Raw genomic sequence first — 25,122 nt, 5'->3', positions numbered from 1 at the left:
TAAGAAAAAGGGGATGGTTGTTAAAGACCAGCTAACCGATTTCACTATTGTTTGCGACTGTAAGGATTGTCGTCTTCTATAGTGAATGACACACTCACCATATTCATTTGTTCAAAAAATTGATAAATGAGGTGTTTGTTAAAGCACACTTTGACTGAATCAACTTACTTTATTAGCTTATTAAGCTTAGGAGATAAGGGGATGGTCACATTGCACAAAGTCATTCATGTTTCTAATGGTTTACACATATCATCCTTATAGCAAATGAGGTGTTTGTCCAAGACGGCTAACAGTTTCTATTGTCTGAATTGCTTAAATAGCGAAAAGATAAGGGGATGGTCGCATTGAACAATTTTCATTCTAACCCAGAATGGTACACATTTCGAAGCTACTAGCGAATGAGGTGTTTATCAAAGAGAATGAAGCCTGACATATAAACCTTTATAGTATTACCCCTTCAAGAAGAGAGGCAGGAAAATCGTTCCTGTCTCTTCTTCATTTATTTTCTCTTTCATGATAAAATACATAAAAATGCCATTAATGAAAGGTGGAGAAAGCATTGAGTGACTGTATTTTTTGCAAGATTATCGACGGTGAAATTCCTGCTATGAAAGTGTACGAGGATGAGCATGTCCTTGCTTTCCTTGATATTAGCCAGGTGACGAAAGGGCATACATTACTTATTCCTAAAGTACATAAAGAAAATATCTATGAACTGACTCCTGATATTGCAAGCCACCTTTTCTCTGTTGCACCTAAGATTGCTGACAGTATCAAGGCCGAGTTTAACCCAGTCGGAATGAACCTGTTAAGCAATGCAGGTGAAGAAGCAGGACAATCCGTCTTCCATTTCCACATGCATTTCATTCCCCGCTATGGCCAGGGAGATGGCTTTGGAGCCGTCTGGAAGACACATAACGATGACTACAATTCAGAAGACCTGAAAGGAATAGCTGAATCCATTGCCCAGCATCTGACATAAAGAAAAGTGCCTGATCCCCTTGGATCAGGCACTTTTTCAGAATAATTAATCTTTGACAACGATACCCTGTATGTTATAATATACCTATCTTTTCGCTAATGGCAACAGTGCACATTAGGAGAAGCAAAAAGTATAGTTTAGTTGAGGAGAGATGAGAAATGAATACAAAAACACTTGTATCCCTGTCATTATTAGTAGGGATCGGAGCTGTCCTGCACACAGTGATCCCGGGAATTTTCTTAGGGATGAAGCCGGATATGATGCTGACAATGATGTTTCTTGGCATTATATTATTTCCAGCCAAGAAGAACGTATTGTTATTAGGTTTATTAACAGGGGTTATTTCAGGATTAACAACTCAGTTCCCTGGTGGATTCTTACCTAACCTGATCGATAAGCCGATCACGGCATTCGTTTTTTACGGACTTTTCCTGGCCACTAAAAAAATCACTCGTTCACTTGTAGGAGCTTCTGTTCTGACAGCTATTGGTACACTCGTATCAGGAAGTGTCTTCTTACTTTCTGCTTATGTGATTGTCGGTCTGCCTGGAGCATTTTTTGCTTTATTTGCAGCAGTCGTACTTCCGGCTACACTAGTTAACGCTGGAGCAATGTTTGTGGTATATCCAATCATTAACGGGATTTTAAAACGTTCAACCATTCGAGAAGCTGTTACAACAGAACAGCTATCCTAAATTAGATCATAGTAAAGCCCTCCATTAAATATGCTACCGGCATTAAATGGAGGGCTTTTTTCCAATTCCTTACTTGACAGCAACCCACAAGAGTACCCCAATTAAAAAAGTGATCACCCCACCGGATCCCAATATGGCAGCACGCTTTTTCAGTATATTCTTAGGAGGATACATTCCCGGCCTTTGAATGGTAATGAAGTTATACACCATACTTAGAAATAATACGCCACAGAGAGCAAAGAACCCAAAAATTATCCCGTCCATTACTTAGAACCCCCTCCTTTACTCCACCTCTTACCTTTATTTTTATGCTGAAAATAAGCAGGTTATGAATTCACTTGTTTTAATCTGTTCTAAAAGGGAAAAGGAGAATACATGTTGATTGTAGAAATAGAGTATTATAGAAGTAGAAGAACGAGGTGATCATAGTGAATAAAAAATCTCTTGCTTACGGGCTTTTAATTGGTGGAGTGGTTGGAGGAGTAGCATCTCTTCTGACGTCTCCTTCATCAGGGAAAGAAATCCGGGCACAAATTAAAGACAAGAAGGACGATTGGTCAGAAATAATCGATGAGATGAAGGTCCATATTGGTGAATTGAAAGAATCCATCGGCACCCTGTCTCAAGAAGGAAAAGAAACGGTCCTTCAGCTATCAAAGGATCTTCAAGCTTCATTCAAGCAATGGCAGGCTTCGACAGAACCAAATAATCGACGACTTCAAGAAGAGATCCAATCCATCCAAAGAACCATCGAAGACTTGGAAAAATCGATTAACACAGCAAACACTACGAATCAATAACCAAAACCCCGCATCCCTCCATTCACTAATGATGGAAGGCTGCGGGACTTTTTTTACTTTAATTGGATAGGGGGATTGTAACGTTTCTGCAGAAACATTTAAAAAATTAAATATACTCCTTTCTTTTCTTTCAATATAATGATTACACTTACAAATCCCGTCATCACAGTATTCATCTACTCACCGACTGCTGTTTTCCTATGAATATATCAGCCAAAAATTATATACTTCGAAAAATTTTGTCAATTTAACCTTTATTAATTATTACTTTATTGGCATAATAAAATATAAGCGCTTTCTTTTTTATGATAGTTGTTTTGGTGAGTCATTTTCGTACTACTTAAATTCAAAAAAGATTTTCTAGCAAAGTGGGTGAATGAGATGAAGGAAAGAGAATTTACTTTGAAAGAGGCTATGCTCTTCAGTCAAAGAATGGCCCAGCTTAGTAAGGCTCTGTGGAAGGCCATAGAAAAGGACTGGCAGCAATGGATAAAGCCATACGACTTAAATATTAACGAACATCATATTCTCTGGATTGCGTATCATTTAAAGGGTGCTTCTATTTCAGATGTGGCCAAGTTTGGTGTTATGCATGTTTCGACTGCATTTAACTTCTCCAAGAAATTAGAAGAACGGGAATTACTGCAGTTTTCTAAACGGGAGAACGATAAACGAAACACCTATATTCAATTGACGGACAAAGGGGAAAAAATCCTTCTCGAACTAATGAAGAACTATAAGCCTGAAAGTCACTCAATCTTCCAAGGAGTTTCTCCATTAAGAGAATTATATGGAAAGTTCCCTGAAATGATCGAGATGATGACCGTCGTACGAAATATATATGGGAATGATTTTATGGAGATATTTGAAAAATCGTTTCATAACATTGAAAATGATTTTTCTGATGATAACGGAAAACTGGGAGAACTATTTCAGGATGAAGAAGAACTGGCTTGATCTACAAGCTCTTCTTTAAAAGTTTCATCAAAGCTGGATAGAGGTTTTGAGATAAACAGCCATCCACCACTTCCTGAACCTTCAGCTTTGAATGAAGCTCTTCTTCAAACTCTTTGAAAAGCGGAGTATTGTACACAAATCCTTCCGCTTTTTGCTTTTCAAGTTTCATGCTCAATCTATCACAAGTGATAAAGAACTCCTTCACTTCTCTCTCCGACAAACCATTACGAATAATTAATCGATGAAATGGAAAACCATTTTCGGGAATCATATCAACCATCAATCGTTGATAATACTCAAGTTTCTCTAAACGTTTCTCTAATTCATTCATATTAATCACCCTCCATTCATTGCACAAATTCTCATACTCTCATTGTACAAAACTATAACATACCTGTCCCAAAAACTTCGCCTAAAAAATAAGAAAAAATCATGGCAAAATGTATTGATTTTTTCCGGCAATCGTAATAAAGTATGTAAAGCACTTATCTAAAACCTATTCGTCTAATGGAGGCGATTTTTTTATGCATTGCTGGAAAACAATCAATCTGGAAAAACAATTCGGGTTTTACCGAGTCTTTTTACTTTCATCCATCATCATGATGATGGTATTCTCATTAATATACGTACCAATTAACTTACTATTCCCTAGCGCATTCTATGATAACCATTTCCTTGGATTCTTAATAGGACTGTTAAGTATATATCCATTGCATAAGTTTTTTCACGTTGTACCCATTCTGCCCTTTGTTAAAAAAATCAAATGCAGATGCAATCGAAAACTATATCTATTACCGATCGTTTCATTGCGGGTGGATCAGCCTATCTCAAAGTTCCGTTATATGCTTGCACTGTTGGCACCCTTCTTCATACTAAACGGCATTTTGATATACGGATGCATCTATTTCCCACACTACTCTCATTACTTTTCAATGCTGCTTGCATTCCATTCCGGAATCTGCGCCATTGACTTTATTTATGCGAGACAACTAATGGATTCGCCAAAGGATGCATTAATTGAAGAGAATGATGATGGATACGAAATATTGATTTATCAGTAAGGATGATGGATGGCCATTGAAACATACACTCGATGGTATAAGTCATCCTTCTATTTTTATCAAAGGTCTCTTTGGTGAAATTCTTCGATTACGTGCTCATAAATACCTACCTGCACTGGGTTGAATGTAACAAAGAATGCGAAAAAGTCTTTTTTGCACGATTTCGGCAATACTCTCGCTACCAATTAGAGAAATAATTTGGTAATGTATAGCTTATAGGAGATAACGGGGAGGGGTTTGGATGATCTCCATGTTTTTAGTGTTTGCAGTTTTCATCTTATTTTATATAAATAAAATGACAAACGCATTATGTTTACAAAAAGAAATACCTGAAGAACGCCAACCTAAGGTGTTTAGAACCATCAATATCCTAATCACCATCTTACTGGTTTCTTCTTATATAGAAATACTTTTTACATAGAAAAGCGGAGGCTGCTTGGTCAGCCCCGACAAGCATAACTGGGAAATCCCTGAAGGCGTTCTTTGCCTTTGGGGATTTTTTAGTTATGACCTCGAGGGGCTAGCCGCCGGAGCTGGACAATTAGAAAACCATAAAAACAAAGCAGATCCGGAAATCCGGATCTGCTTTGTTTTTTCTATTGTCATCGTTTAATTAATAAACGTATGCTGCACCAATGATGATTAACAAAATGAATAGAACAACGATTAACGCAAATCCTCCGCCGTAAGCACCTGACATCTGCGCTTCCTCCTTTCATGTATGAAAAAGCCACCTAAATAGGAATAAAGCAAAAGGGGCCAGCCTTTCAAAGGTATTGCCCCCTCTTACAGTCTTTATCCGGTAAACCTAAACCCTGAGGCTAAATTATAGCCATGCTGCACCTACAATGATTAACAGGATGAACAGTACTACGATTAACGCGAAACCTCCGCCGTATGCGTGACCCATAACTTCCCACCTCCTTTGAAGCGCTAATTTATCTTATTCAAGTTAGCTGCCATTTGTTTTAGGCTAATGTCATAAATTTAAGTTTTTTTAGCAAATATATGCGGCACCAACGATGATTAATAAGATGAACAGCACTACGATTAACGCGAATCCGGAATTGTATCCACAGCTCATATTTATTACCTCCTTTTCTCTCTTCGCTCTTATCATATGAAAGTACCTAGGAAATGGGTGTGTAAAATGCCCATTTTTCTGAAGATTAAGTTGGAAAATATTTTTTTTCATGGAAAAAGTGTGTTATAGTATGTTTTGTAGAAATTTGACAAGCCATTAAACGAATTTAGTGTAGGAGTTGGTCACCATGAAAAAATGGATCATTTCAGTATCATTGGCTGCCGGAGTCGCTGGACTTGCAGGATGCAGTGGAGATGGTGCTGAAGGAAACAGTGACGTTGTTGCAACAACAAAAGCTGGCGACGTAACAAAAGATGAACTTTACAAATCAATGAAGCAAAAATTCACTCCACAAATGGAACAAGCCCTTCAAGAACTGGTTTACACGAAAGTACTTGAAGAAAAGTATGACGTGTCAAAAGAGGAAGTTGATGAAAAGCTGAATGAAGCCAAAGATCAATTGGGACCTCAATTTGAAATGTTCTTACAACAATATAATCTTGATGAAAAATCGTTTAAAGAATACTTAAAGCTTCAATTACTTCAAGAAAAAGCGGCGATTTCCGACGTGAAAGTGACAGAAGAAGAAGTAAAGGAATACTACGAGACATGGAAGCCTGACATTCAAGTTCGTCACATTCTTGTGGATGATGAAAAAACCGCCAAAGAAGTAAAACAAAAATTAGCTGATGGTGGAAAGTTTGAAGATCTTGCAAAGGAATACTCTAAAGATCCCGGTTCTGCTGAAAATGGCGGAAGCTTGGGCTGGGTAGACAATGCAGGTCGTCAAAACTTCGTACCTGAATTCTCTAAAGCACTGGACACTCTTGAAAAAGGCAAAGTGAGTGAGCCGATCAAAACAGAATATGGCTACCACATCATTGAAGTGACAGATAAAAAAGAAAAGAAATCCTTTGATGAGATGAAGAAGGAAATCGAAAAAGAATTGAAGCTTTCGAAAGTAGATCCTCAAAAAATCCAGGAAGCCATGAAAGCTGAAATCGAAAAAGCTGATTTAAACATTAAAGATAAAGATCTAAAAAAGGCATTTGATCAAGTGCTAAATCCTCCCGCTGCACCTGAAGGCGGAGAAGCTCCCGCTGCACCTGAAGGAGAAGAAGCTCCTGCACCTGCGGAGGAATAGACCAAAAAGGACTGACGGATCCATTCCGTCAGTCCTTTTTTAATGTATGTGTATGATAATCAAGACGATAATTGACGTCTTCGCTGCTTCTCCTCTTCCATACGATGGATGTAGACTTCCCCTTCCTTCTCGATCCATTCATCTTCCATATTCTTTTCTTCCTTAGCTGATTTAATCGTCATAAAGGCACTCCCGAAAATCCCTGCTACAACCAAGTACATCCAAATAGGTAGTGTCATCTGCTTCATCTCCTTATAGGTTTGTCCTCTTTTATTAACACTATATGTAGTGAATAGATAAAACAGTACACTTATTCTACAGAAAAAGCCCCCGATTCATGGACCGGGGGCTTTTGTTTACCTATTTATGAAAAGTCGGTTTATAGAATGATCGATTATCCAGGGCAAATACTCTTTCTGTATATTCTCCTGGTTTGACTCGCTCCAAAGCGCGGTCCAGCATATTCATCTTTGCATCTACATTATCGATGTAATGAAGGATTTCAGCTTCACGAATGAGTGGCGGTTTAGGACTTCCCCACTCCGCTTTTCCATGATGACTCAGTACCAGATGTTGAAGGATCATCACTTCTTCCCCTTCAATTCCAAGTTCGTCGGCAGCTTTACCAATCTCATTGACCATAATAGAGATATGGCCGATCAGATTCCCTTCAATTGTATACGTTGTAGAGGTAGGACCTGACAGCTCGATGACCTTCCCTAAGTCATGCAGGATCACCCCGGCATAGAGAAGATCTGAATCCAGGGAAGGATAAAGTCCAGCAATGGCTTTCGAAAGATCCAGCATCGAGACAACGTGATACGCAAGCCCTGATACAAATTCGTGATGGTTCTTAGTAGCCGCCGGATATTCCAGGAAAGGCTTCTGATATTTTTTAATCAAGTGTCTTGTGATGCGTTGGATATTTGGATTTCTCATTTCAAATATATACTGAGTGATCTTACTCGTCATTTCATCAATGCTCACCGGCGCCGTTTCAAGAAAGTCGGAAATGGCATAACCATCTGCCGGGGAAGCCGGGCGAATCTGTTTGATCTTGAGCTGACTCTTTCCACGGTAACTATGTATATCCCCAACAACCTTAACGATCGTTTCAGGCTGATATGCCTTCTCATCCTGCTCAGAAGCATCCCAAAGCTTAGCTTCCATATCTCCACTCTTATCTTGCAGAATCAGCGTTAAAAACGGCTTTCCTGTATTTGTCGTACCTTTGGTCATTTGTTTAATTAAAAGTGGTAAATCGATTGTTTCTCCTACATTAAAATGTGTAATCCCAGACATCTCTTCTCCTCCGTCCAACTATATTAGTAGTTTAAGTATATCATATTTCGTCAAAGTACATGGGTGGAAAGGGCTGGGGTGAATTTAGATGTTGTTGTGCCGCCTTTCTGCAAATCGTTTGCCTGATTCCAAATTATTCAAAATTGTGAACACCCTTTAAAGGCCTTTCCCTCTCCTCCCACAATAAAAAACCGCCCCCATGGGAGACGGTTCAAATCTAATTCACTACCGCTTTCTTCTCTTTCTTACTAATCCAAACCTTCGTCGCTACCAGCCCTACGAGCATAATGAATGCTCCGAAGAAGTAGGGAATATGTATATTCCACTCAAAAAGTGTCCCGGCAAGTAATGGCCCAGCGACGTTACCAAGACTGAGAAACGAGTTGTTCAGACCCATGACGGTCCCTTGTCTTTCACCTGCCAGTTTTGAAATAAGGGAATTCAACGATGGACGGAGCATGGAGTTTCCGACAAAGAAAACGGCGGTTGTGATCAAGACCCCTATAAAGCTGGTGGCAAATGTCATGATGACAAATCCCAGTGCACTAAGTAGTAAAGAGCCCGTTACGACTTTTTCTTCACCGAACCTCTTCGTCGCCCTTCCCACACCCACTCCTTGAACAACGGTACCGATGATACCGATAATCAAAATGATGATACCGACTTCCTGCGGACCATATCCATAACGTTCAAGTGCATAGTAGCTGAAAATCGATTGGAAGTTAGCCAATCCAAAGCTCATGATAAACACAAGAATCAATAGAAATCCGACAGGACTCAAGACAGCATTCTTCATGACCACAAAGCGGTTTTCACGTCTCTCGTTCTGATCGAACGTTCTTTTTTCCTTAGGATAGGATTCCGGTAATATGATGACCGAGACGATCGCTGCAATGGAGGCTGCGATCCCTGCAAAAATAAATGGATAGGAGAGATTGATTTCTGCCAGCCACCCTCCGATTCCAGGCCCTATGACGATACCTAGACCCATGGCTGCACCCAGGATCCCCATCCCTTGACCCCGATTATCCTCATCCGTTACATCTGATACGTAGGCCATTGCAGTTGGCATTAATGCAGAACCGAAAACACCTGCCAGGATTCTGGACAGGAATAGCATCCATAATCCTACAGCGAAGGCGAAAATGAATTCAGCTATGGCAAAGCCTATCAGGCCGATTGTGATTAATGGTTTCCTCCCGATTCGATCGGATAGACGTCCCCAAATGGGAGCAAATAAAAACTGCATAAATGCAAATACAGCCACCAACGCTCCAAGCGTTTGGGCATTGGCGCCGAATTTTTCTACGTAGAAAGGAAGAATGGGGATGACCAGACCGATTCCAACCATGACGATAAATAAATTAAAGCTGAGCAGTGCCAATGGCCCCCTATTTCGTTTCCACCCTTTTGTTTTTGTCATACTATGTGTTCCTTCTTTCCAGCAATCATTTCTTCACCATGAGACTTCTTTTCATAATCAGCCGTCATGGATGTTTAAACAAGTCCTTGTAGTATTGTAACGAATCCAGGAGTTTTTTGCTAATTCTATTGGACAAAAAATCAGGTTGTGCGGATCGATTCCTTTTCCAACCGTTTTAATACAATCATTTCCTCGCAGGAGAACGTATTTTTAATATGAGGATGACAGGTAAAGAACAGAATTTGATGCTTCTTAGCCATTTTCCTCAACAGCTTTAAAAATGCGTTCGTTCTCTCTCTATCAAAGTTGACTACCCCATCATCGATCAATATCGGCAATGGGTACTTGTCTCGGAAAGATTGTATAAGGGCAAATCGGATGGCGATGTAAAGCTGCTCTTTCGTTCCTTGACTGAGCTCCACTGCGTGAAAGACTGCACCATCCTTCCTCTCTACCTTGATCATCTCACCTTCCTGCAAGAAAATGTGAAGATAGTGATTTTCTGTGAGCTCCCTGAAATTTTGTTCTGCAAGCTTCATCACCTTAGGCATCTTGGTTTTCTGATAGAGATCCATTGTTTTGCTTAAGGACACTTGTGCTAACGTATACTTTGACCATTCATACGCAAGCTCCTGAAGCTCCGCTTTCTTACCTTGAAACTCCTGGAGGATGCTTGAGTAACTCTTTCCTTCTTCTAACACTTTTATTTCATACGAAATGGAAGCGAGCTCTTTTTGATGAGCGGACAGCTCTGCCGAAAGCTCGTCGATTCTTTGTGACACGCTTGTTAATTCTTTTCTGCTTTCTTCCTTGGAATCGAACCGAAGAAATGTTTCGAATGTCCGTTTCGTCATCCGTGTTTTCATTCCACTATACTGAGCAGTTAGTTCGTTTCTTTCTTCGACGCGAAGTGCTTTTTCACGAAATTCAGCTTCCACCAGGCAGCCAGCAGACTCAATAAGGGTTTGGGTTTCATCCCTGACTTTTCTCACTTCAATGGAAAGCTTCTCTATCTCAAGAGAAAGAGGTTCGAGCTCCGATTGGATACTATTGATTGTAAGCTTTCTCTTTTCAATATCCTGCATGATCCCCTTCAGTTTAATCAAAGCCTCCTCGACTGTCGTAAACGTGAAAGAATGTCGATGAAACCATTCCTGGCAGCCTTCCTTATACTCATTCATTTTGTGGACCACATAGGCTTGTTCTTCTTTCAAGTGGATATAAGTCTCATAATTAGCGACCGCTGCTTTCATTTTGACAAACGCATCACGCAGCCACTCCCAGTGAAAATCAGAAGGTAAACAAAGCTCTGATTTCAAGTGGGATAATCTTTTTTCTCCCTGAACAATTTCGCTCTCTATCCCCTTCTGTTTCTCACGGAGCTTCTGAAGTTTTGCTTGCTGCTCTTCTAATGAAAGAATACGCTGCTTCCACTCGTTCCTCAATTCCATTTGCTGCTTTAAGTTTTGCTCGGTTCTTTCGGGAGAATTGAATTCCATCTTTTCTTCAGGCTGGAGCTCTTTAGCTCTTGCTTTAGCTTTTTGAAGGCTTTTTGATTCTTCCTGCAGATTCCCCCTGGCCTGCATTCCCATTGCACCGACCACAATGAGGAGAAGCAGGCTGATCCCTGTAACCAGCCAATTCCCGGTTACGATAGACCACGCACCAAACCCAAATAAAAGGAGGAGTGCTGCACCAATTAATAGGAGCTGTTGAGAAAAGGATGCCTTCTTTCTGGTGAATCGTTCCTCTGCTTCTTTCACTTGTAAGTTCATCCAATGTGCCTGATCCCGTGAAGCTTGCCGGGAAGATTGGTTTTTCACATTCCTTTGTAATTCTTGATACTCATCTTCTTTCATCAGCCTATCTTCTAAATCATCACATTTGGTTTCAATGAGGCGGAGCTCTTCTTTTTCCTCTTCGTAATGCTTCTGCAAGTTATCACGTTCATGAAGGAGCTTTGATTGCTGATCTAGCGCATTGTGAATACGGTCAGACATCATTAAGCTTGTATCCAGTGACCGAATTTCTTCCATCTCTACTGTTAATCCCAATTCCCGGATCGTGTCATTGATTTTACTACGAACCGTTCTCAGTTCTCTGCTCCGTTCACTACTTTCTTCTTTCCATTTCAGATAAAAGGATTGTTGAGAGATTATCTTTTCCATATATGGAAGGTCTTCATTTAAGGAAGTATCGATTTCTTCAGATTCTAATCTATGTTGGAGTTTCTCTTGTTTCACCATCAGGGATTCAAGGTGCGCTGATACCTGTCTTTCCTCGGTTTTAAGCTCGTTTAAGCGCTCTAATCCTTTTGCAGGAAAATCGATTACTTCCAGCTGAGAAAGCCGCTCTTTCACTCTTTTGAAGCCAGTGAGTGAATCCCAGTTTTCATTGACCGAAACCAGGTACTGTTTCTTTTCAGTAAGATCCGCCTTCTCTGCCTCCATGGATGTAACGGAGGCTTCCAACGATTGCCTCTTTGCTATAAGAGGAAGATATTGCTCATTTTTTTCTTTTCCTTCCCTTACTTGGTTTTCAAGGGATTTTAAATGTGTCAGCACCGTATTGATCTGTGGTTTCCTACCTGATTTCTTAAACAACTGCTCCCTTTCTTTTTGCCAGTTCTGATCCAGCTTTAAAAGGAGGTCCGTCCCTGTCGAGCCTGCAGAGAACAGGTAGCGGTTCAGGTCTTCTTTCTTGAGGCGCTGGATGTTTTGGAGTCCTTCCAGATTGAATGAGAATATGTTTTGGTAGGTGGCTCTCTCCATATTCCCCAGCAATTGTTGAAGGGTTTCTTCTCCTTCCATTCTTCCATCTTCGAATTGGACGGTTACGTTGCCTGCTGCCTTGCCCCTGATGCGCTCGATACCAACGATTCCATGACCTTCCAATTGGCAAAGGATTTTCCCGCCATACTCTGTAGATGATTTCGGTTCATACCTCAGGAGTGATTGGTGCTTAGTCGGAAAACCGAATAAAATGCTATGAATGAAAGACATTATCGTCGATTTACCAGCTTCATTTTCCCCAAAAAATAATTGAAGGTCTCTAAGTGAATAACGCTTATTTTCTATTTTTCCATATCCGTATATATGAAGTTCGAGTAGTTTCACCTCATCCACCTCCACGTTCAGCCTTTATTTTGTAACAAGTGCTCTGTTTCTCCTATTAAAGATTTCTTCTCTTCTTCCCCTAAGGGATCCAGGAAGCGGTAAATAGAAGGGTGCTCATACAGCTCTGCCAGGGCATCCTCCCACTCTTCTTCATTCATGCCATTTAACGTCGCCATGACTTCCTGTGTAAACGGATCCCGTTCAATGCCCCTACTCGCTTGTGTTCGATCCCACCGTATTGAATGAACCCACTTCACCCCCTGTTGACTTTCATAATCTGACTGCAATGCTTCCAACAGATCACCATTTTCTATTTTCCCTGCCATGTCCTGGGGAAGCGAATCATCATCGGTCAGGAGGATCTCTATTAGCATATCCCCGTCGTTCAAGGGTTCCAGGGCTTGCTGGATGCGTTGAAACACTTCTCCAAAGCGATTGACGCCTTTGAGGGATACTGTACAAGTCTTCCACATCATGTCGTGAGTCGGAATAAACGTTAATTTCGTATGGTGCTGATCAAGCTCAACTTCATAACATCCCTTCATCCCGGTTTCTTTCCTGTGCCTTCCCTGGATGTTTCCTGGATAGACGATAAAAGGATTTTCATGTAGGATCCGTCGCTCATGAATATGCCCCAGGGCCCAGTAGTGGTAATTCTTCTCCAAGAGTTCACTGACAGTAAAAGGGGCGTATGTTTCATGAGAAGAGTGGACACTTCCCTCGCTCCCGTGAAGGATACCGATTGTATAGCGGTCTTCGGATCGTTTAGGAAAGCCTTCTATTCTTCGATTTCTAATATGTCTGGTACCATAGCTAAATCCCACAATATCGACGGGTTCTCCACTTTGAGTGGTAACTTGCTTCACTTCGGTATCCTCGTTAAAAATATGTATATTCTCCGGCATATCGAGCTCTAATCGATAGCTTCCCAGATGATCATGATTGCCATGCACGACATATACGGGGATATTATTTGTGTGCAACAGATTATATTGCTTCAATAATTTAGCTTGCGCCCGAATACTTCTATCTTCTTCGTCAAATAGATCCCCGCTTATGATCATAAAGTCAATTTGTCTATGAATCGCTTCCTTTACCACTCTTTCAAAAGAAGCAAAGGTACTATTATGAATACGTTCGAACACTTCTTTCGGTAAATGTTTAAGTCCAATAAATGGACTATCCAGATGTAGATCTGCCACATGAAAAAAACGGATTTTATCCATGAAGTTCCCTCCCGTAACTACGAATATACGTTCTGATATTCTTTCATTATATCCTAAAACGGGGGATAATTTCAGTATGTATTCACAATTTGCACGATTAACAGAAAAAGGCTGCCCCGGGCACAGAGACAGCCTTTCGTTTCGGATTATTTTTTGGATGTTAAATCGATTGCTTTCTTAATATCTTTATAGGAATTGGACTTTCCATAAAGAAGCACTCCTCCACGATACACACGTGCCCCAAATACCCCGAGAATAATGATCGTAGCAAGAAGGACCACAATGCCGATGACCGGTTCATACACCGGAAGATTCAGCATCCCAACGCGCAGGAACATCACCATTGGTGTAAAAAATGGGATATAAGAAGTAATCGTGACAAAGCCCGCTTCCGGATTTCCAAGACCGAACATGGAAATGAAGAATCCGATCATGATCAGGAAGGTCATCGGCATGATCATCTGCTGCACATCTTCAATTCTACTGACAAGGGATCCCAGTAATGCTGCAAGGGTCGCATACAGGAAATATCCTAATAAGAAGAAGATGATCGCGTAAATAACGACACTCGCGGACAGAGATTCAAATCCGAACCCTTCAAAAAATCCACCTACTAGTTCATCCTTCTTTCGAATCATAGTAAAATAGCCTACTGCCAAGATAACCGCTAATTGAGTCAAGCCGGCGAGACCGATTCCAATGATCTTGGCAAACATTTGTTTTACTGGAGACACACTTGATATCAGGATTTCCATCACTCTCGAGCTTTTTTCCGTCGCGACCTCCATGGCCGTCATGTTAGCGTAAGCAATGACAGAGAAATAAATAAAAAACAATAGGACATAGACAATGCCCCTCGCCTGGCTCAGTTCTTCTTCAGACTTGGCTCCTTCGACAAGGGCTTCCTTTTCAAAGGGAACAGGACCGCTTAACAGTACCAGTTCATCACCTGAAAGCTCCAGTTTACTTGCAGCCAGTGAAGACTTCACATTTTGCAGGGCGACTTGTAATTCCCCGCTCACATTGGACTCTGATAATGAATTGGATTTATACAGAGCTTGCGGAAGACCTTCAGGGCTTTCACTTAAAATGAGTAATCCTTTTAATTCTTCAGATTCTATTTTCTTTTCGATTTCTTCCATCGATTGAGTGGCAGGTTCAAGCTCGATCTCGCTATTCATGATCTTCATCTGCTGCACAAGGGGATCATACAGGTTGCCCGACTCGTCCTGAACCGCTATTATACTCGTGTCATCATTACTGAAGTTCGAGATGATACTATCAAAATTGGCCAGTAATACGAGGACAGCTGCTATAATGACGGTGGATATGATAAAAGATTTTGCCTTAAGCTTTGATAAATAAGAGTGACTAAGAATCAAGAAGAAATTATTCATAAGAAGTCCCCACCTTTTCTATGAAGATATCGTTCAGGGAAGGTTCTTCTAATTCGAACTTACGAAGAAATCCCTTTTGAACAACGTCATGAAATACACTTTGGGCAGCATCCTCAGACTCGACCTGAAGGAGAACTCCTTCTGTTGTTTCTTTCACCTTTGTCACGCCTTTCATATCCTTTAAATATAGAAGATCAAAATCGGAGTGAATCACTACATTCTTCTTCCCAAAGGAACGCTTGATCTCCTTCAAGCCACCGTGCACCACGGGACGTCCTTTATGCATGATGCACAGGCTTTCACAGAGCTCCTCTACATGCTCCATGCGGTGACTGGAGAACACGATTGTGGTTCCATTATTCTTGATTTCCCTGACCGCATCCTTTAATAATTCAACATTAACCGGATCCAGACCGCTGAAAGGTTCGTCAAGAATCAGTAAACTGGGCTTATGAATGACCGATGCGATAAACTGAATCTTTTGCTGATTTCCTTTTGAAAGTTCTTCAACTTTCTTGTTGACGTTTTGAGGAACATTGAATCGATCCAGCCAGTAATTCAGTTCTTCCAGGATGGTCTTTTTCTCCATCCCACGAAGACGTGCCAGATAGACGATTTGATCACTTACCTTCATTTTAGGATAAAGCCCTCTCTCTTCAGGCAAATATCCAATTTCCGGACTTGTGGAATAATCGATCTTTTTCCCTTTCCACGTAATCTGCCCTTCCGAAGCATCTATCAACCCTAACACCATTCGAAATGTCGTCGTCTTCCCGGCCCCATTCGCGCCCAGGAACCCAAACATTTCACCTGATGGGATGTCCAGTGACAGCTGATCAACTGCTGTAAATTGTCCAAACCTTTTGGTTACCTGTTGTATATTCAAACTCATTTCAGCATTCCCCTCCTATACCCGTAAACAAGCATCTTTTTTCTCTCTAGTACTCTACGATTTCATCCACAAAAGGTTTCATTTCCCAATTCTTTTTTTCATTATCAAACTATTTAGACTTTCCAAAAAAATGATAATATGAAAAAATAAAAGAGTAAATGAATTCTATACAAAGGGGTAAAATACGATGAAGGTCTACAAACTGACAGTCTTTGAAAAAGACGGAAAAAAGATTCTGGATGAATCCTTCGAAGCTTCATCCGATAGCGATGCAAAGAAAATGGGAGAATCCATGTTAGAGGAAAAGGGGTATGCCGATCATACTCACCGCTGTACTTCTCCTCTGGGGAAACTATTGTTGTTCCATGTGTAAGACTTACATCCTGCATTACGGGTCACCTCGAGTGGCTTGTGATGCATTTTTTGTTATATGGGGGAGATTCATTGAACAAAAAAGAACCAACCTCCATCAGGTCAGTTCTCGTTAACCACTATTCCCCCTTGAATTCAGGTCTTCTTTTTTCCACAAATGCACGAATGCCTTCCTGGTGATCGGAGGTTTGACGCATGAGCCATTGACCCTCTTTTTCAAGATCAAGCGCACGTTGAAGCCTGTCTTTGTTTAATGAGACATACACTTCTTTCGTTTTCAGCATCGCTTTTGTCGGTGCACTTAATACTTGCTTCGTGTAGCGCTCGATGCCCTCCTCCAGTTTACCCGAAGGTATCGCTTCATCGACAAGTCCTTTCATAAGGGCTTCTTGTCCTTCAAATACTTTACCGTTCCATATCATTCGTTTTGCTTTATGCGTTCCCAGGCGTTCCTGAAGAAGAAAGTGACTTCCTCCATCCGGAATCAGTGCGATGCCGATAAAGTTCATGGCGAGTTTGCTGTCTTCTTCACACAAAATATAATCAGAGCAAAGCGCCAGGCTGAACCCAAGACCTGCAGCAGCACCATGTATACCTGTCAAAACTATTTTAGGCATGGTGTATAGCGTCATCACCAATTCACTGATGGTATCCATAATACTTGAGAACTGTTCTTCTCCACTTAATGAAAGCATGGATTTGATATCTCCTCCAGAAGAAAACCCCTTTCCTTCCCCTGTAAGGACCAATAAAGAAATAGATGGGTCATTTTTCACTTCTTTTAATGCAGCCAGGAGCTCTCCCATAAGCCCTGCATCCAACGCATTCAGTGATTGAGGACGGTTCAGCTGTAGCCTTGCCACCTTACCTTTCTTATGTAATTTTACTGTTTCGTATTGATTTGACACTGTCAAAAAAATCCCTCCCCTTTCTTCTAGCATAGCGTAATATCCTATTTTTAGGAATTATTATTTTGAATAGTACAATAATTCAAAGGAGAGATCGACTTCTGACCGACCTCTCTCTTACGAGTTATATTTGTTTCATTTTATCCTGCACTTGATCCCTCAAGGCTCTCTTTAAAAATTTCCCTACAGACGTTTTGGGAATCTCATCAAGGAACAGGATTTCATCCGGCAGCCACCATTTGGCAAACTGTGGTTTCAGAAAGTCCATGATTTCTTCTTTGGCCACATTTCCTTTTCCCGAGTCCTTTAACACCACACAAGCGATCGGGCGCTCCTGCCATTCTTCATGGGGAACTGCAACTACCGCTGCTTCGAATATATGTTCATGTGCCATGAGAGCATTTTCAATGTCTACAGAAGAAATCCATTCTCCACCTGATTTGATCAAGTCCTTTGTGCGGTCAACGATTTTAATGTAGGCCTCTTCATCGATGGTGACGACATCACCTGTATACAGCCAGCCATCACGGAATGCTTCCTCTGTTCTTTCATCCTCATAGTATTCAGAAGCAATCCATGGTCCTCTTAGGGCAAGCTCTCCCATTTCCTTTCCATCCCAAGCCACTTCCCCGTCTTTCCCGACGATTTTCATGTCTAATCCAGGGACGAGGATCCCTTGCTTTGCTTTCAAATCAAGCTTTTCTTCAGCAGATAGGGCATCATGATAGCTTTTCGATGCTGCAATCACGGCAAGTGGACTTGTTTCTGTCATTCCATATGCATGCATGAACGGAATCCCGAATTTCTCTTCAAAGGTCCTGATCATTCCTTTAGGAGCAGCTGATCCCCCACATAAAACGGAACGAAGGCTTGAAAGATCATAATCATTTTTCTCCAGTTCATTGAGCAGCCCAAGCCAAATCGTCGGTACACCAGCAGAGATGGTTACCTCCTCATCCTGCATTAACTTAGCCAGCAATCCAGGAGTGAAGTATGGTCCAGGAAGTACCTGCTTCGTTCCAAACCAAACCGATGCGAACGGAAGTCCCCATGCATTTACATGAAACATGGGTACAACAGGAAGGGCAACATCGCGCTCACAAACTCCAGTCGTATCTGCAAGCCCTAAAGCCATGGCATGTAATACGATTCCACGATGAGAATAGATGACTCCTTTGGGATTGCCGGTGGTAGCGGAAGTGTAACACATTCCTGCCGGGGCATTTTCATCAATGTCTGTGCGGAATTTAAAAGAAGGATCTCCTTCTTCCAGTAATCTTTCATAATGATAAACTGGTTCTAAAGACGTCTCGGGCAAGTCTCCATCGGTCATCACAATGAAGGCTTTAACCGTTGGAATCTGATCTTGGATCTTTTCAATGAGTGGAACAATGTCTGAATCAATGAGCAATACTTGATCCTTGGCATGATTGATAATATAAACGATGTGCTGCGGAGATAAGCGAATATTGATTGTATGTAGCACGGCACCGCTACAAGGAATCGCAAAGTACGCTTCAAGATGCCGGTGATGATTCCAAGCCAGTGTACCGACCTTATCCCCTTCTTCTACCCCAAGTTTAGAAAGGGAGCTTGCAAGTCTGCGTGTCCTTTCCCCCCACTGTTTATAGGTAAAGCGGTTAATTCCGGACTCCGTACGTGAAACAATTTCTTTCTTAGGAAAATACTTTTCAGCTCGTTCAATCATTTGTGTCAGAAGCAGAGGTGTTTGCATCATATTCGATCTCTCCCTTCAATTCGGTAAGCGTTTACAAAAATGTCTATGTCTATCTTAAGTAATTCTACCTTTATACGATTAATCCTTTATGTAATGTTGAAAAATTCCGATAATTGACGTTTTATCTTTTGTTACAACCAGCTATGAGTTGATGATATGGTGACTTCTGTAATGTACAAATTCTTGTGGTTGCAAATGATCAGTCAAAAACACGCTGTGCAGGATCTTCTCCCGAACAGCGTGTTTTTTTATGAAAACAAATCATCAAGAATCTTAATTTTCTTTTCTGTATACTCTTTAAAGCCAAGGTTATAGGCGTTAGGCTCTTTCGGATTGGCAAAGTGAGTGATCTTTCCTGTCTTCGGATCGATAAATTTACTTGCCGCTCCACATCCTATTCCGATTATCGTCTGGACTTCTTCCATGATCATGATGTTATAAATGCTATCCTGTCCGGGCAGGGCGTAACCGACATTTTCCAGGTTCCCGAGAATGTTCTTCTGACGATACAAATAGTACGGCTCGTAACCATGCTGCTTTGTCCACTCTTCAGCTCGATTCATCATCTTATCGATTTCGAACCGGTCTGCCACCTTGTACTTGTCTTTGTTCTTCGTCATTTCAGAAGCACGTTTAAAGGAAAGAGTATGGACAGTCAACGATTCCGGCATGAGTTTCTCGGTTTCATCCAAAGAATGCTGAAGCTCCGGAAGTTCTTCACCGGGAAGGCCGATAATCAGATCCATATTAATGTTGTTCATTCCCATGTCGCGGGATAAGTGAAATTTATCAATTGTCTCTGCCACTGTATGATGACGGCCGATCGCTTTTAGTGTTTCCTGAGTGTACGACTGAGGGTTGATGGAAATGCGATCGATATTCCATTTATTGAGTACCTTAAGTTTATCAGTGGAGATCGTATCGGGTCTCCCCGCTTCCACTGTCACTTCCCTTACCTTGTCCACATCAGGGAAGGAGCGATACATTTCTTCGTATAAGGCATCCATTTCTTCTGCGGTGATGGACGTCGGTGTACCGCCACCGTAATAAATAGTCGTAATCTTGACGTTATTCTTCTTCAACCAGCGTCCCATTTCCTGGATTTCGTAGTGAAGTCCGGCCAGGAAGGAATCGACCCGTCCTTGTTTGCCAAGAATTGCATATGCCGGGAAAGTGCAATAGGCGCATTTGGTCGGACAAAATGGGATTCCGATATAAATGCTTACTTCATGCTGCAGATCATAGAGGTCTGGTACAACAGATAACTGACGGTCTACTATATTTTGCATCAGCTGAATTTTTTCATCGGTAATGAGGTACTCTTCCTTCAATTTCGAATGAATTTCTTCCTGGGGCACTCCCAACTGCGTCTGCTTATGCAGGAGCTTGGTTGGTCGGATTCCCGTTAAAATCCCCCACTTTTGCCTGATTCCCGTCATGTCTTGAAGTACATTTAAATACACATGGGATACGGCAGTTTTCAACTGTTTGAATCGTTCTTTCTCATTTTCATACGGTGCCCAATCATGTTCATACTTGGCAGTGTATGATTGTTCAGAGAACGGTTTTGTTAATATCGCTTCTGCTCTAATCTTTTCTTCTATCGAAAGCTCTATATGGACTTGAAGATCAGCGCCATCACAAACACCAAAGTGAATCACGGATTCTTCAAAAAATAAATTCGCAATCAATCTCAGAGGGCGCTCGAAACGCTCATCCTCGATCCCTTTTATCAAAACATTCACGTTCTAATCACCTTTTCCAAAATCTAATAAGCTTTTATAAGTGTACAGAAAGGGGGTGGAATGGTCAATGGCCGGCGGGCTCAACTCATATAAAAACAACACCCCGCATTTCCTCATGGAAGTGCGGGGTGTTGTTTTTCAAGATTTAATGATGTTCATTTTTTTCAGGAATGGGATGGGGTGCTGCTTCCGAAATAGTTCTGTTACAAAGTACGGGATGCCTTTTTCGCTTTGGCTGCGTGTAATCCAGTTCGCTGCTTCTCTTACCTGTCTTGGGGCGTCTCCCATAGCAACCCCAAGACCGCAGCATTCCAAGGAATCGATGTCATCCAGCCCCGATCCGACCATCACGATTTGATCCTTCTTCACTCCAAGGCGCTCAGACAGATACATTAGTCCCCGTAGCTTCGATACGCCCCTTGGTACGATATCCAGCTTATAGTCAGATGTCGGAATGGCGTCCACCTCTTCATACATCCCTTTTAAAGATGCGACAACGTCCCACACATCTTCCCGATGCTCCATGACCACCGATATCTTTGGAACCGACATTGGATTCTCTAAGAGATGATCACTCACACGGTCCACAAATTGCTTACTATACAGTAATTTGGACTCTCTTTGCCAAGAGATTTTCGCCATATCCCTTGCCTGGGAATTGGCTTTGCCCACGATTGAGCGCTTCTCATGGGAAAGGTGTACCTGACATGAGAACCCTTCGAGGAATTGAGCAATTTCATACGTAATGTCTTCGGCAATCTTCTTTACATACATCGGTTTTTCGAGCTCACCAGCGATATAGGCCCCACTATGTGTGACGAGCGGGGTTTTGAGCTTTAGGGCTTTGGCTACTTTTTTTGCTGAAGCAAAGCTCCTGCTTGTAACCAATGTGACCGGTACCCCTTTATCTTGGACGTACTCAATTGCATCCTTTGTTTCCTTCGCAATTTTTCCGTTTTCATTTACAATTGTACCATCAATATTTAACGCTAACATTCTATAGATCATCATTGGTGTCCCCCCTATATGTTGTCTACTCCCTTTCTTTACTTTTATGAATGGAGGGAGACAAATATGACAAGGGGGTCAGGTAATTCGGAAATTATGAATTCACGGAGGACCGGTGGCCGACTCCACCTTTTATGCATCTTTATACCATTAGCCAGTTCATAAAAAAAGACCGACTCCCCATCAAGAAGTCGGTCAATTTCATCACTATTATTTCTGCATTGAACCGTAAAGTTCTTCAAGCGGCTTCATGATGACTTTGTTCAAGTCATTGATGACCATGCTCATGCGTTGCTCAGCTTCCATAAGCTTTGCGATTTTTTCGTGTTGTTGAACAAGTTGAGCTGTCTTTTGAGCTTGCTCTACTTCTTCTTGAGAGATTTCTTCACCGCTCATTTGTTTTTGTTGAAGATTCATTTGAATGTTTCTGAAGTTTTCAAACATCTTGTTAGCAGATTCGTCATTGTTTACTTCGTCATACATTTTTTTCAGTTGTAAAAATTCATCGCTTTGACGTAAAGCACTTTCCAATTCGTTCGCTTGATCGTATAAGTTAATAGCCAAAATACGTACCTCCTATAATTTCACTCTATGTTTCCTACACCACTATAACAAACTATAGAGTGAAATTCTAGGAAGGACCCTTAAGCCATGCTGAATTAAGAGATAAAGAGGGCTATGACCCCTTGAACGATTCCGATCACTCCTCCAAGTAATGCCCCTAAGTAGGTGATCATCTTGAATTCACGACGGGAAATGCCGAGAACCAATTCTTCCAATCTTCCAACTGAAAAAGATTCAACCTGCTCCTGCACAATATGCTGCAGGTGCATCTTCTCCATGAGGTTCGGAATCTTCTTCGATAAGAGGTCCGTCCCTCTGTCCACCCATCTTGGGAGCTGGAGGTTGAAGAAGGAATCCTTATGTGGCTCAATAAAGTGTCTTAACGGCTTACATAGGTGGCCTTCGATGTTGACGAGTTTGATCAGGGATGCCTGGACGGTCTGAATCAGATCATATTCTGGTAATCGATCGAGAAATTCTCCCAGCTTCATTTGTTTCAGTTTGGACCATTCTTTTGTCAGCAGATTGAATAAGATTTCCTGTGTCCCCTCATGCTTGATGAACTTTACGATTTCAGGTTGTACTTTGTCAGCAACCGATGTGTTACCCAGGAACATTCCCAGCATGTTTCCAAGCATACCCCGTTCTTTCAGAAAATCGTCGATCATTATTTTCACTTTCAGCTTTCCTTCAGGGCTTGTGAAATAGGCTTCCGCCCGGTTTGCGATAAAGTCAACAAGCTTAGGAATACTTTCTTCTACTTTTTCCTGCCATTTTTCAGGAAGAGCCTCTTCAAGATTTTTAGATGTGTAGGAAGCCTTCGTATCTTTCACCTTTACAGCTACCCACTCCTTAAGCCATCCATTAAGACGCTCTGAGGAGACAGGGATTTGCAGGATGTCCAGCCATTCATTCACGGTTTTGTCCGATGTGAAGACAGGCTGTATTTCTTCTGACAGCCAATGGGTTACATCCTTTTGAAAATTTTCGTTCATCACTTTTTTCTGAAGGCTTTCAGGAGTGATTAAGTGCTCGACCACCATTTTCCCAAGTTGTTCTGCCAATTCTCCCCGGCGTTTTGGGATCAACCCCGGTGTGAATGGTACTTTAAATTTCCCGATATAGTAAGCCCTATAAGGTCTGAATAACATTTTAATGGCTAATGAATTGGTGACTCCTCCAATGAGGGCTCCAATCAAAACCATGAACAGTATTAGGATGAAAGCATCCATCATGATTGCACCTTCCTTTTCTACTTCTCCAGTTTGAACATTTTGCCCGGGTTTACATAGAATGCTATATCAACATTAGCCCAATAAATAATTATAGAATCATTCTTACGGGTTATGCAAACGGGGAATGCCGGATGAAGATAAAATGTTCATTTAGTTCGCATAAAAATATTCATGATCATCATCACTTATACATCCCTAAGCAGATGATGAATCGATACCCTTTTCAACGGAGCATGACGTTGAAATGTGGGAACTCCCTTCTTAATGTTACATGTAAGGAGGCTTCGACTGATTCTTTACAGATTATGTTAGATACTAGCGATTCATTATTCTCTTCTATACCAAATCTGGAAAACATATGGATATTCATCGATTCAAGGAATGCCCTCATTCACATGGGACCGGTTGTGGCCCTATTAATCAACCAATTTTCTTTGAATGAATTACATTCACACTCTTTAAAAGAATATTTTACAGAGTGTCAGAGCTGGTTTCAACGAAAAGGTGGACTTTTTTACCTGCTTCCACTCTCAACCTTTGTTGGAGACCTCCCTGAAGGGGTCGCATATCTCGATCAAGAATGGCAGTCCACAACGCTTCCTGCTCCTCACGTCATTTACAATCGTTGTCATTCCCGGAAGGTAGAAAGAACCCCTTCCTACAAAAAAGCCCTTACCCGCTCTGAAAATCGCCAAATCCATGTTTTCAATTCTGGTTTTCTATCGAAAGACGATGTTTACAATGCATTGAAAGACAGCCCGTCCCTAGCACATCACTTGCCCCAAACAATGCACGGAATCGATTCATTGGAGAAAATGCTTTCCTTGAATAACGATGTGTTCGTTAAAGGGATAAACGGGAGCAAGGGACGTTACATCATGCGTATTCAAAAAAGAGATAAAGGATTTATCATGTACCAAAATTCATTCTCCTCTCAGAGTCCACTTACTTTCCCAACTTACTCAGCACTCTATAAACAAATTCGATCCTGGTGTAAACCTTCCTCTTATATCATTCAGGAAACCATTCCTTTCCTTACTGTGAAAGGTCAGCCATTGGACTTTCGGTTTCTATGTCATCTCAATGGGAGAGAAAGCTGGGAGATCGTCTCTTCTGTTGCACGTGTTGCATCACAGGATCAATTCGTGGCAAACGTTGATCAGGGGGGAAGCATTGAAAGACCTCTTTCCATCTTGCACACTGTCTTTCCACATAAGAAAAGCGTTGAGATTCTAACTGACATGAAGGAATTATGTACGACTTCAGCCATGCTCCTTTCTGAGACTGTTGATGGCCACTACGCGGAGCTTGGCATTGATGTCGGCATCGATGAAAGCGGGAAGCCTTGGCTCATCGAAGTCAATTCCAAACCTTCTAAACGAACGTATCTGGAAAATGACCGGACCCGTCCGTCGGTTAAAGCACTCTATGAATATAGCTTCACAAAATGGATGAACAAGGAGGATTAAAACG

At 41.5% G+C, this 25,122-nt stretch carries 27 protein-coding genes; 9 read left to right on the top strand and 18 right to left on the bottom strand.

The annotated features are described in order from the left end of the window. Positions 1-559: 559 nt before the first annotated feature. Both ACCB35_RS07165 and ACCB35_RS07160 read left to right on the top strand, forming a co-directional pair. Positions 560-982, top strand: a complete 423-nt coding sequence (locus ACCB35_RS07165; protein ID WP_374056342.1) for an HIT family protein — start codon at positions 560-562, stop codon at positions 980-982. A 158-nt stretch (positions 983-1,140) separates the two neighbouring features. Then, positions 1,141-1,677 carry a tryptophan transporter gene (locus ACCB35_RS07160; protein ID WP_044337785.1) on the top strand — a complete coding sequence of 179 codons (537 nt, stop codon included), beginning with the start codon at positions 1,141-1,143 and terminating at the stop codon, positions 1,675-1,677. A gap of 69 nt (positions 1,678-1,746) precedes the next feature. On the opposite strand, the gene ACCB35_RS07155 is transcribed toward ACCB35_RS07160, so the two are convergent. Next, entirely contained in the window at positions 1,747-1,941 is a 195-nt protein-coding gene (locus tag ACCB35_RS07155; RefSeq protein WP_044337786.1) for a hypothetical protein, read from the bottom strand. 164 nt (positions 1,942-2,105) lie between these two features. On the opposite strand from ACCB35_RS07155, the gene ACCB35_RS07150 reads away from it, so the two are divergent. Both ACCB35_RS07150 and ACCB35_RS07145 read left to right on the top strand, forming a co-directional pair. Next, positions 2,106-2,477: a YtxH domain-containing protein gene (locus ACCB35_RS07150; protein WP_374056341.1), complete on the top strand. Its 372-nt coding sequence runs from the start codon at positions 2,106-2,108 to the stop codon at positions 2,475-2,477. A 381-nt stretch (positions 2,478-2,858) separates the two neighbouring features. Continuing rightward, positions 2,859-3,434 (top strand): HTH-type transcriptional regulator Hpr, encoded by a 576-nt coding sequence (locus tag ACCB35_RS07145; RefSeq protein WP_044337788.1) that lies wholly within the window; start codon positions 2,859-2,861, stop codon positions 3,432-3,434. A 1-nt stretch (position 3,435) separates the two neighbouring features. Here the strand turns inward: ACCB35_RS07145 and ACCB35_RS07140 are convergent, their stop codons facing one another. Further along, the gene (locus ACCB35_RS07140) at positions 3,436-3,765 is read right to left on the bottom strand and encodes a DUF1878 family protein (protein WP_374056340.1); all 330 of its coding nucleotides are present in this window, start codon (positions 3,763-3,765) and stop codon (positions 3,436-3,438) included. Between the two features lie 193 nt (positions 3,766-3,958). Between ACCB35_RS07140 and ACCB35_RS07135 the strand changes: the two genes are divergently transcribed. Continuing rightward, complete coding sequence (locus ACCB35_RS07135) at positions 3,959-4,495, top strand: DUF3267 domain-containing protein (protein WP_374056339.1); 537 nt, start codon at positions 3,959-3,961, stop codon at positions 4,493-4,495. A 241-nt stretch (positions 4,496-4,736) separates the two neighbouring features. Then, entirely contained in the window at positions 4,737-4,916 is a 180-nt protein-coding gene (locus tag ACCB35_RS07130; RefSeq protein ID WP_034763303.1) for a hypothetical protein, read from the top strand. A 192-nt stretch (positions 4,917-5,108) separates the two neighbouring features. On the opposite strand, the gene ACCB35_RS07125 is transcribed toward ACCB35_RS07130, so the two are convergent. The 3 genes from ACCB35_RS07125 to ACCB35_RS07115 all read right to left on the bottom strand — a co-directional run bounded on the left by ACCB35_RS07125 (position 5,109) and on the right by ACCB35_RS07115 (position 5,579). Continuing rightward, positions 5,109-5,195 (bottom strand): YjcZ family sporulation protein, encoded by an 87-nt coding sequence (locus ACCB35_RS07125; RefSeq protein ID WP_113971259.1) that lies wholly within the window; start codon positions 5,193-5,195, stop codon positions 5,109-5,111. Between the two features lie 126 nt (positions 5,196-5,321). Then, the gene (locus tag ACCB35_RS07120; protein WP_060670486.1) at positions 5,322-5,405 is read right to left on the bottom strand and encodes a YjcZ family sporulation protein; all 84 of its coding nucleotides are present in this window, start codon (positions 5,403-5,405) and stop codon (positions 5,322-5,324) included. Between the two features lie 87 nt (positions 5,406-5,492). Further along, a complete protein-coding gene (locus ACCB35_RS07115) occupies positions 5,493-5,579 on the bottom strand; it encodes a YjcZ family sporulation protein (protein ID WP_044337791.1) in 87 nt (28 codons plus the stop codon). Between the two features lie 187 nt (positions 5,580-5,766). On the opposite strand from ACCB35_RS07115, the gene ACCB35_RS07110 reads away from it, so the two are divergent. Then, positions 5,767-6,723 (top strand): peptidylprolyl isomerase, encoded by a 957-nt coding sequence (locus ACCB35_RS07110; RefSeq protein ID WP_044337792.1) that lies wholly within the window; start codon positions 5,767-5,769, stop codon positions 6,721-6,723. 59 nt (positions 6,724-6,782) lie between these two features. Here the strand turns inward: ACCB35_RS07110 and ACCB35_RS07105 are convergent, their stop codons facing one another. The 7 genes from ACCB35_RS07105 to ACCB35_RS07075 form a co-directional block, all read right to left on the bottom strand. Further along, a complete protein-coding gene (locus ACCB35_RS07105; RefSeq protein WP_044337793.1) occupies positions 6,783-6,962 on the bottom strand; it encodes a sporulation YhaL family protein in 180 nt (59 codons plus the stop codon). Between the two features lie 121 nt (positions 6,963-7,083). After that, entirely contained in the window at positions 7,084-8,025 is a 942-nt protein-coding gene (yhaM, locus tag ACCB35_RS07100; RefSeq protein WP_044337794.1) for a 3'-5' exoribonuclease YhaM, read from the bottom strand. 217 nt (positions 8,026-8,242) lie between these two features. Further along, positions 8,243-9,448: an MFS transporter gene (locus ACCB35_RS07095; RefSeq protein WP_374056338.1), complete on the bottom strand. Its 1,206-nt coding sequence runs from the start codon at positions 9,446-9,448 to the stop codon at positions 8,243-8,245. A 140-nt stretch (positions 9,449-9,588) separates the two neighbouring features. Continuing rightward, a complete protein-coding gene (locus ACCB35_RS07090; protein ID WP_374056337.1) occupies positions 9,589-12,564 on the bottom strand; it encodes an ATP-binding protein in 2,976 nt (991 codons plus the stop codon). Between the two features lie 17 nt (positions 12,565-12,581). After that, positions 12,582-13,790 carry an exonuclease SbcCD subunit D gene (locus ACCB35_RS07085; RefSeq protein ID WP_374056336.1) on the bottom strand — a complete coding sequence of 403 codons (1,209 nt, stop codon included), beginning with the start codon at positions 13,788-13,790 and terminating at the stop codon, positions 12,582-12,584. A 146-nt stretch (positions 13,791-13,936) separates the two neighbouring features. Beyond that, on the bottom strand, positions 13,937-15,187 hold the full coding sequence (locus ACCB35_RS07080) for an ABC transporter permease (RefSeq protein WP_374056335.1): 1,251 nt from the start codon (positions 15,185-15,187) through the stop codon (positions 13,937-13,939). Continuing rightward, positions 15,180-16,079, bottom strand: a complete 900-nt coding sequence (locus ACCB35_RS07075; protein ID WP_374056334.1) for an ABC transporter ATP-binding protein — start codon at positions 16,077-16,079, stop codon at positions 15,180-15,182. Before ACCB35_RS07075 ends, ACCB35_RS07080 begins: the two co-directional genes overlap by 8 nt. 187 nt (positions 16,080-16,266) lie before the next feature. Between ACCB35_RS07075 and ACCB35_RS07070 the strand changes: the two genes are divergently transcribed. Further along, the gene (locus ACCB35_RS07070) at positions 16,267-16,452 is read left to right on the top strand and encodes a YhzD family protein (protein ID WP_044337800.1); all 186 of its coding nucleotides are present in this window, start codon (positions 16,267-16,269) and stop codon (positions 16,450-16,452) included. 118 nt (positions 16,453-16,570) lie between these two features. Here the strand turns inward: ACCB35_RS07070 and ACCB35_RS07065 are convergent, their stop codons facing one another. From ACCB35_RS07065 to ACCB35_RS07040, 6 genes are all read right to left on the bottom strand, one after another. Continuing rightward, positions 16,571-17,365, bottom strand: coding sequence for an enoyl-CoA hydratase (locus ACCB35_RS07065; RefSeq protein ID WP_374056333.1), 795 nt, complete (start codon positions 17,363-17,365; stop codon positions 16,571-16,573). 118 nt (positions 17,366-17,483) lie between these two features. After that, positions 17,484-19,097 (bottom strand): long-chain fatty acid--CoA ligase, encoded by a 1,614-nt coding sequence (locus ACCB35_RS07060; RefSeq protein ID WP_374056332.1) that lies wholly within the window; start codon positions 19,095-19,097, stop codon positions 17,484-17,486. A gap of 248 nt (positions 19,098-19,345) precedes the next feature. Next, positions 19,346-20,842 (bottom strand): coproporphyrinogen III oxidase, encoded by a 1,497-nt coding sequence (locus ACCB35_RS07055; RefSeq protein WP_374056331.1) that lies wholly within the window; start codon positions 20,840-20,842, stop codon positions 19,346-19,348. Positions 20,843-20,980: 138 nt separating this feature from the next. Next, on the bottom strand, positions 20,981-21,853 hold the full coding sequence (locus tag ACCB35_RS07050; protein WP_374056330.1) for an HAD-IIB family hydrolase: 873 nt from the start codon (positions 21,851-21,853) through the stop codon (positions 20,981-20,983). A 207-nt stretch (positions 21,854-22,060) separates the two neighbouring features. Beyond that, positions 22,061-22,414, bottom strand: coding sequence for a YlbF family regulator (locus ACCB35_RS07045; protein WP_044337803.1), 354 nt, complete (start codon positions 22,412-22,414; stop codon positions 22,061-22,063). A 95-nt stretch (positions 22,415-22,509) separates the two neighbouring features. Further along, positions 22,510-23,649 (bottom strand): DUF445 domain-containing protein, encoded by a 1,140-nt coding sequence (locus ACCB35_RS07040; protein ID WP_374056329.1) that lies wholly within the window; start codon positions 23,647-23,649, stop codon positions 22,510-22,512. Between the two features lie 305 nt (positions 23,650-23,954). Here ACCB35_RS07040 and ACCB35_RS07035 point away from each other — a divergent pair, with 305 nt between their 5' ends. Next, complete coding sequence (locus ACCB35_RS07035) at positions 23,955-25,118, top strand: YheC/YheD family protein (RefSeq protein WP_374056328.1); 1,164 nt, start codon at positions 23,955-23,957, stop codon at positions 25,116-25,118. The last annotated feature ends 4 nt before the right edge of the window (positions 25,119-25,122 follow it).

The sequence above is a fragment of the Rossellomorea sp. FM04394 genome (assembly GCF_041889765.1).
GTDB lineage: Bacteria > Bacillota > Bacilli > Bacillales > Bacillaceae_B > Rossellomorea > Rossellomorea aquimaris_B.
Note: the sequence above shows the minus strand (reverse complement) of the source record. Positions and strands in the feature narration are given on the sequence as shown.

Coding starts and splice junctions, on each gene's coding strand:
- ACCB35_RS07080 (WP_374056335.1), bottom strand. CDS start 15,187: ATGAATAATTTCTTCTTGATTCTTAGTCACTCTTATTTATCAAAGCTT.
- ACCB35_RS07155 (WP_044337786.1), bottom strand. CDS start 1,941: ATGGACGGGATAATTTTTGGGTTCTTTGCTCTCTGTGGCGTATTATTT.
- ACCB35_RS07120 (WP_060670486.1), bottom strand. CDS start 5,405: ATGGGTCACGCATACGGCGGAGGTTTCGCGTTAATCGTAGTACTGTTC.
- ACCB35_RS07095 (WP_374056338.1), bottom strand. CDS start 9,448: ATGACAAAAACAAAAGGGTGGAAACGAAATAGGGGGCCATTGGCACTG.
- ACCB35_RS07110 (WP_044337792.1), top strand. CDS start 5,767: ATGAAAAAATGGATCATTTCAGTATCATTGGCTGCCGGAGTCGCTGGA.
- ACCB35_RS07130 (WP_034763303.1), top strand. CDS start 4,737: ATGATCTCCATGTTTTTAGTGTTTGCAGTTTTCATCTTATTTTATATA.
- ACCB35_RS07035 (WP_374056328.1), top strand. CDS start 23,955: ATGTTAGATACTAGCGATTCATTATTCTCTTCTATACCAAATCTGGAA.
- ACCB35_RS07135 (WP_374056339.1), top strand. CDS start 3,959: ATGCATTGCTGGAAAACAATCAATCTGGAAAAACAATTCGGGTTTTAC.
- ACCB35_RS07160 (WP_044337785.1), top strand. CDS start 1,141: ATGAATACAAAAACACTTGTATCCCTGTCATTATTAGTAGGGATCGGA.
- ACCB35_RS07060 (WP_374056332.1), bottom strand. CDS start 19,097: ATGATGCAAACACCTCTGCTTCTGACACAAATGATTGAACGAGCTGAA.
- ACCB35_RS07050 (WP_374056330.1), bottom strand. CDS start 21,853: ATGATGATCTATAGAATGTTAGCGTTAAATATTGATGGTACAATTGTA.
- ACCB35_RS07145 (WP_044337788.1), top strand. CDS start 2,859: ATGAAGGAAAGAGAATTTACTTTGAAAGAGGCTATGCTCTTCAGTCAA.
- ACCB35_RS07040 (WP_374056329.1), bottom strand. CDS start 23,649: ATGATGGATGCTTTCATCCTAATACTGTTCATGGTTTTGATTGGAGCC.
- ACCB35_RS07075 (WP_374056334.1), bottom strand. CDS start 16,079: ATGAGTTTGAATATACAACAGGTAACCAAAAGGTTTGGACAATTTACA.
- ACCB35_RS07140 (WP_374056340.1), bottom strand. CDS start 3,765: ATGAATGAATTAGAGAAACGTTTAGAGAAACTTGAGTATTATCAACGA.
- ACCB35_RS07085 (WP_374056336.1), bottom strand. CDS start 13,790: ATGGATAAAATCCGTTTTTTTCATGTGGCAGATCTACATCTGGATAGT.
- yhaM (WP_044337794.1), bottom strand. CDS start 8,025: ATGTCTGGGATTACACATTTTAATGTAGGAGAAACAATCGATTTACCA.
- ACCB35_RS07105 (WP_044337793.1), bottom strand. CDS start 6,962: ATGACACTACCTATTTGGATGTACTTGGTTGTAGCAGGGATTTTCGGG.
- ACCB35_RS07125 (WP_113971259.1), bottom strand. CDS start 5,195: ATGTCAGGTGCTTACGGCGGAGGATTTGCGTTAATCGTTGTTCTATTC.
- ACCB35_RS07070 (WP_044337800.1), top strand. CDS start 16,267: ATGAAGGTCTACAAACTGACAGTCTTTGAAAAAGACGGAAAAAAGATT.
- ACCB35_RS07115 (WP_044337791.1), bottom strand. CDS start 5,579: ATGAGCTGTGGATACAATTCCGGATTCGCGTTAATCGTAGTGCTGTTC.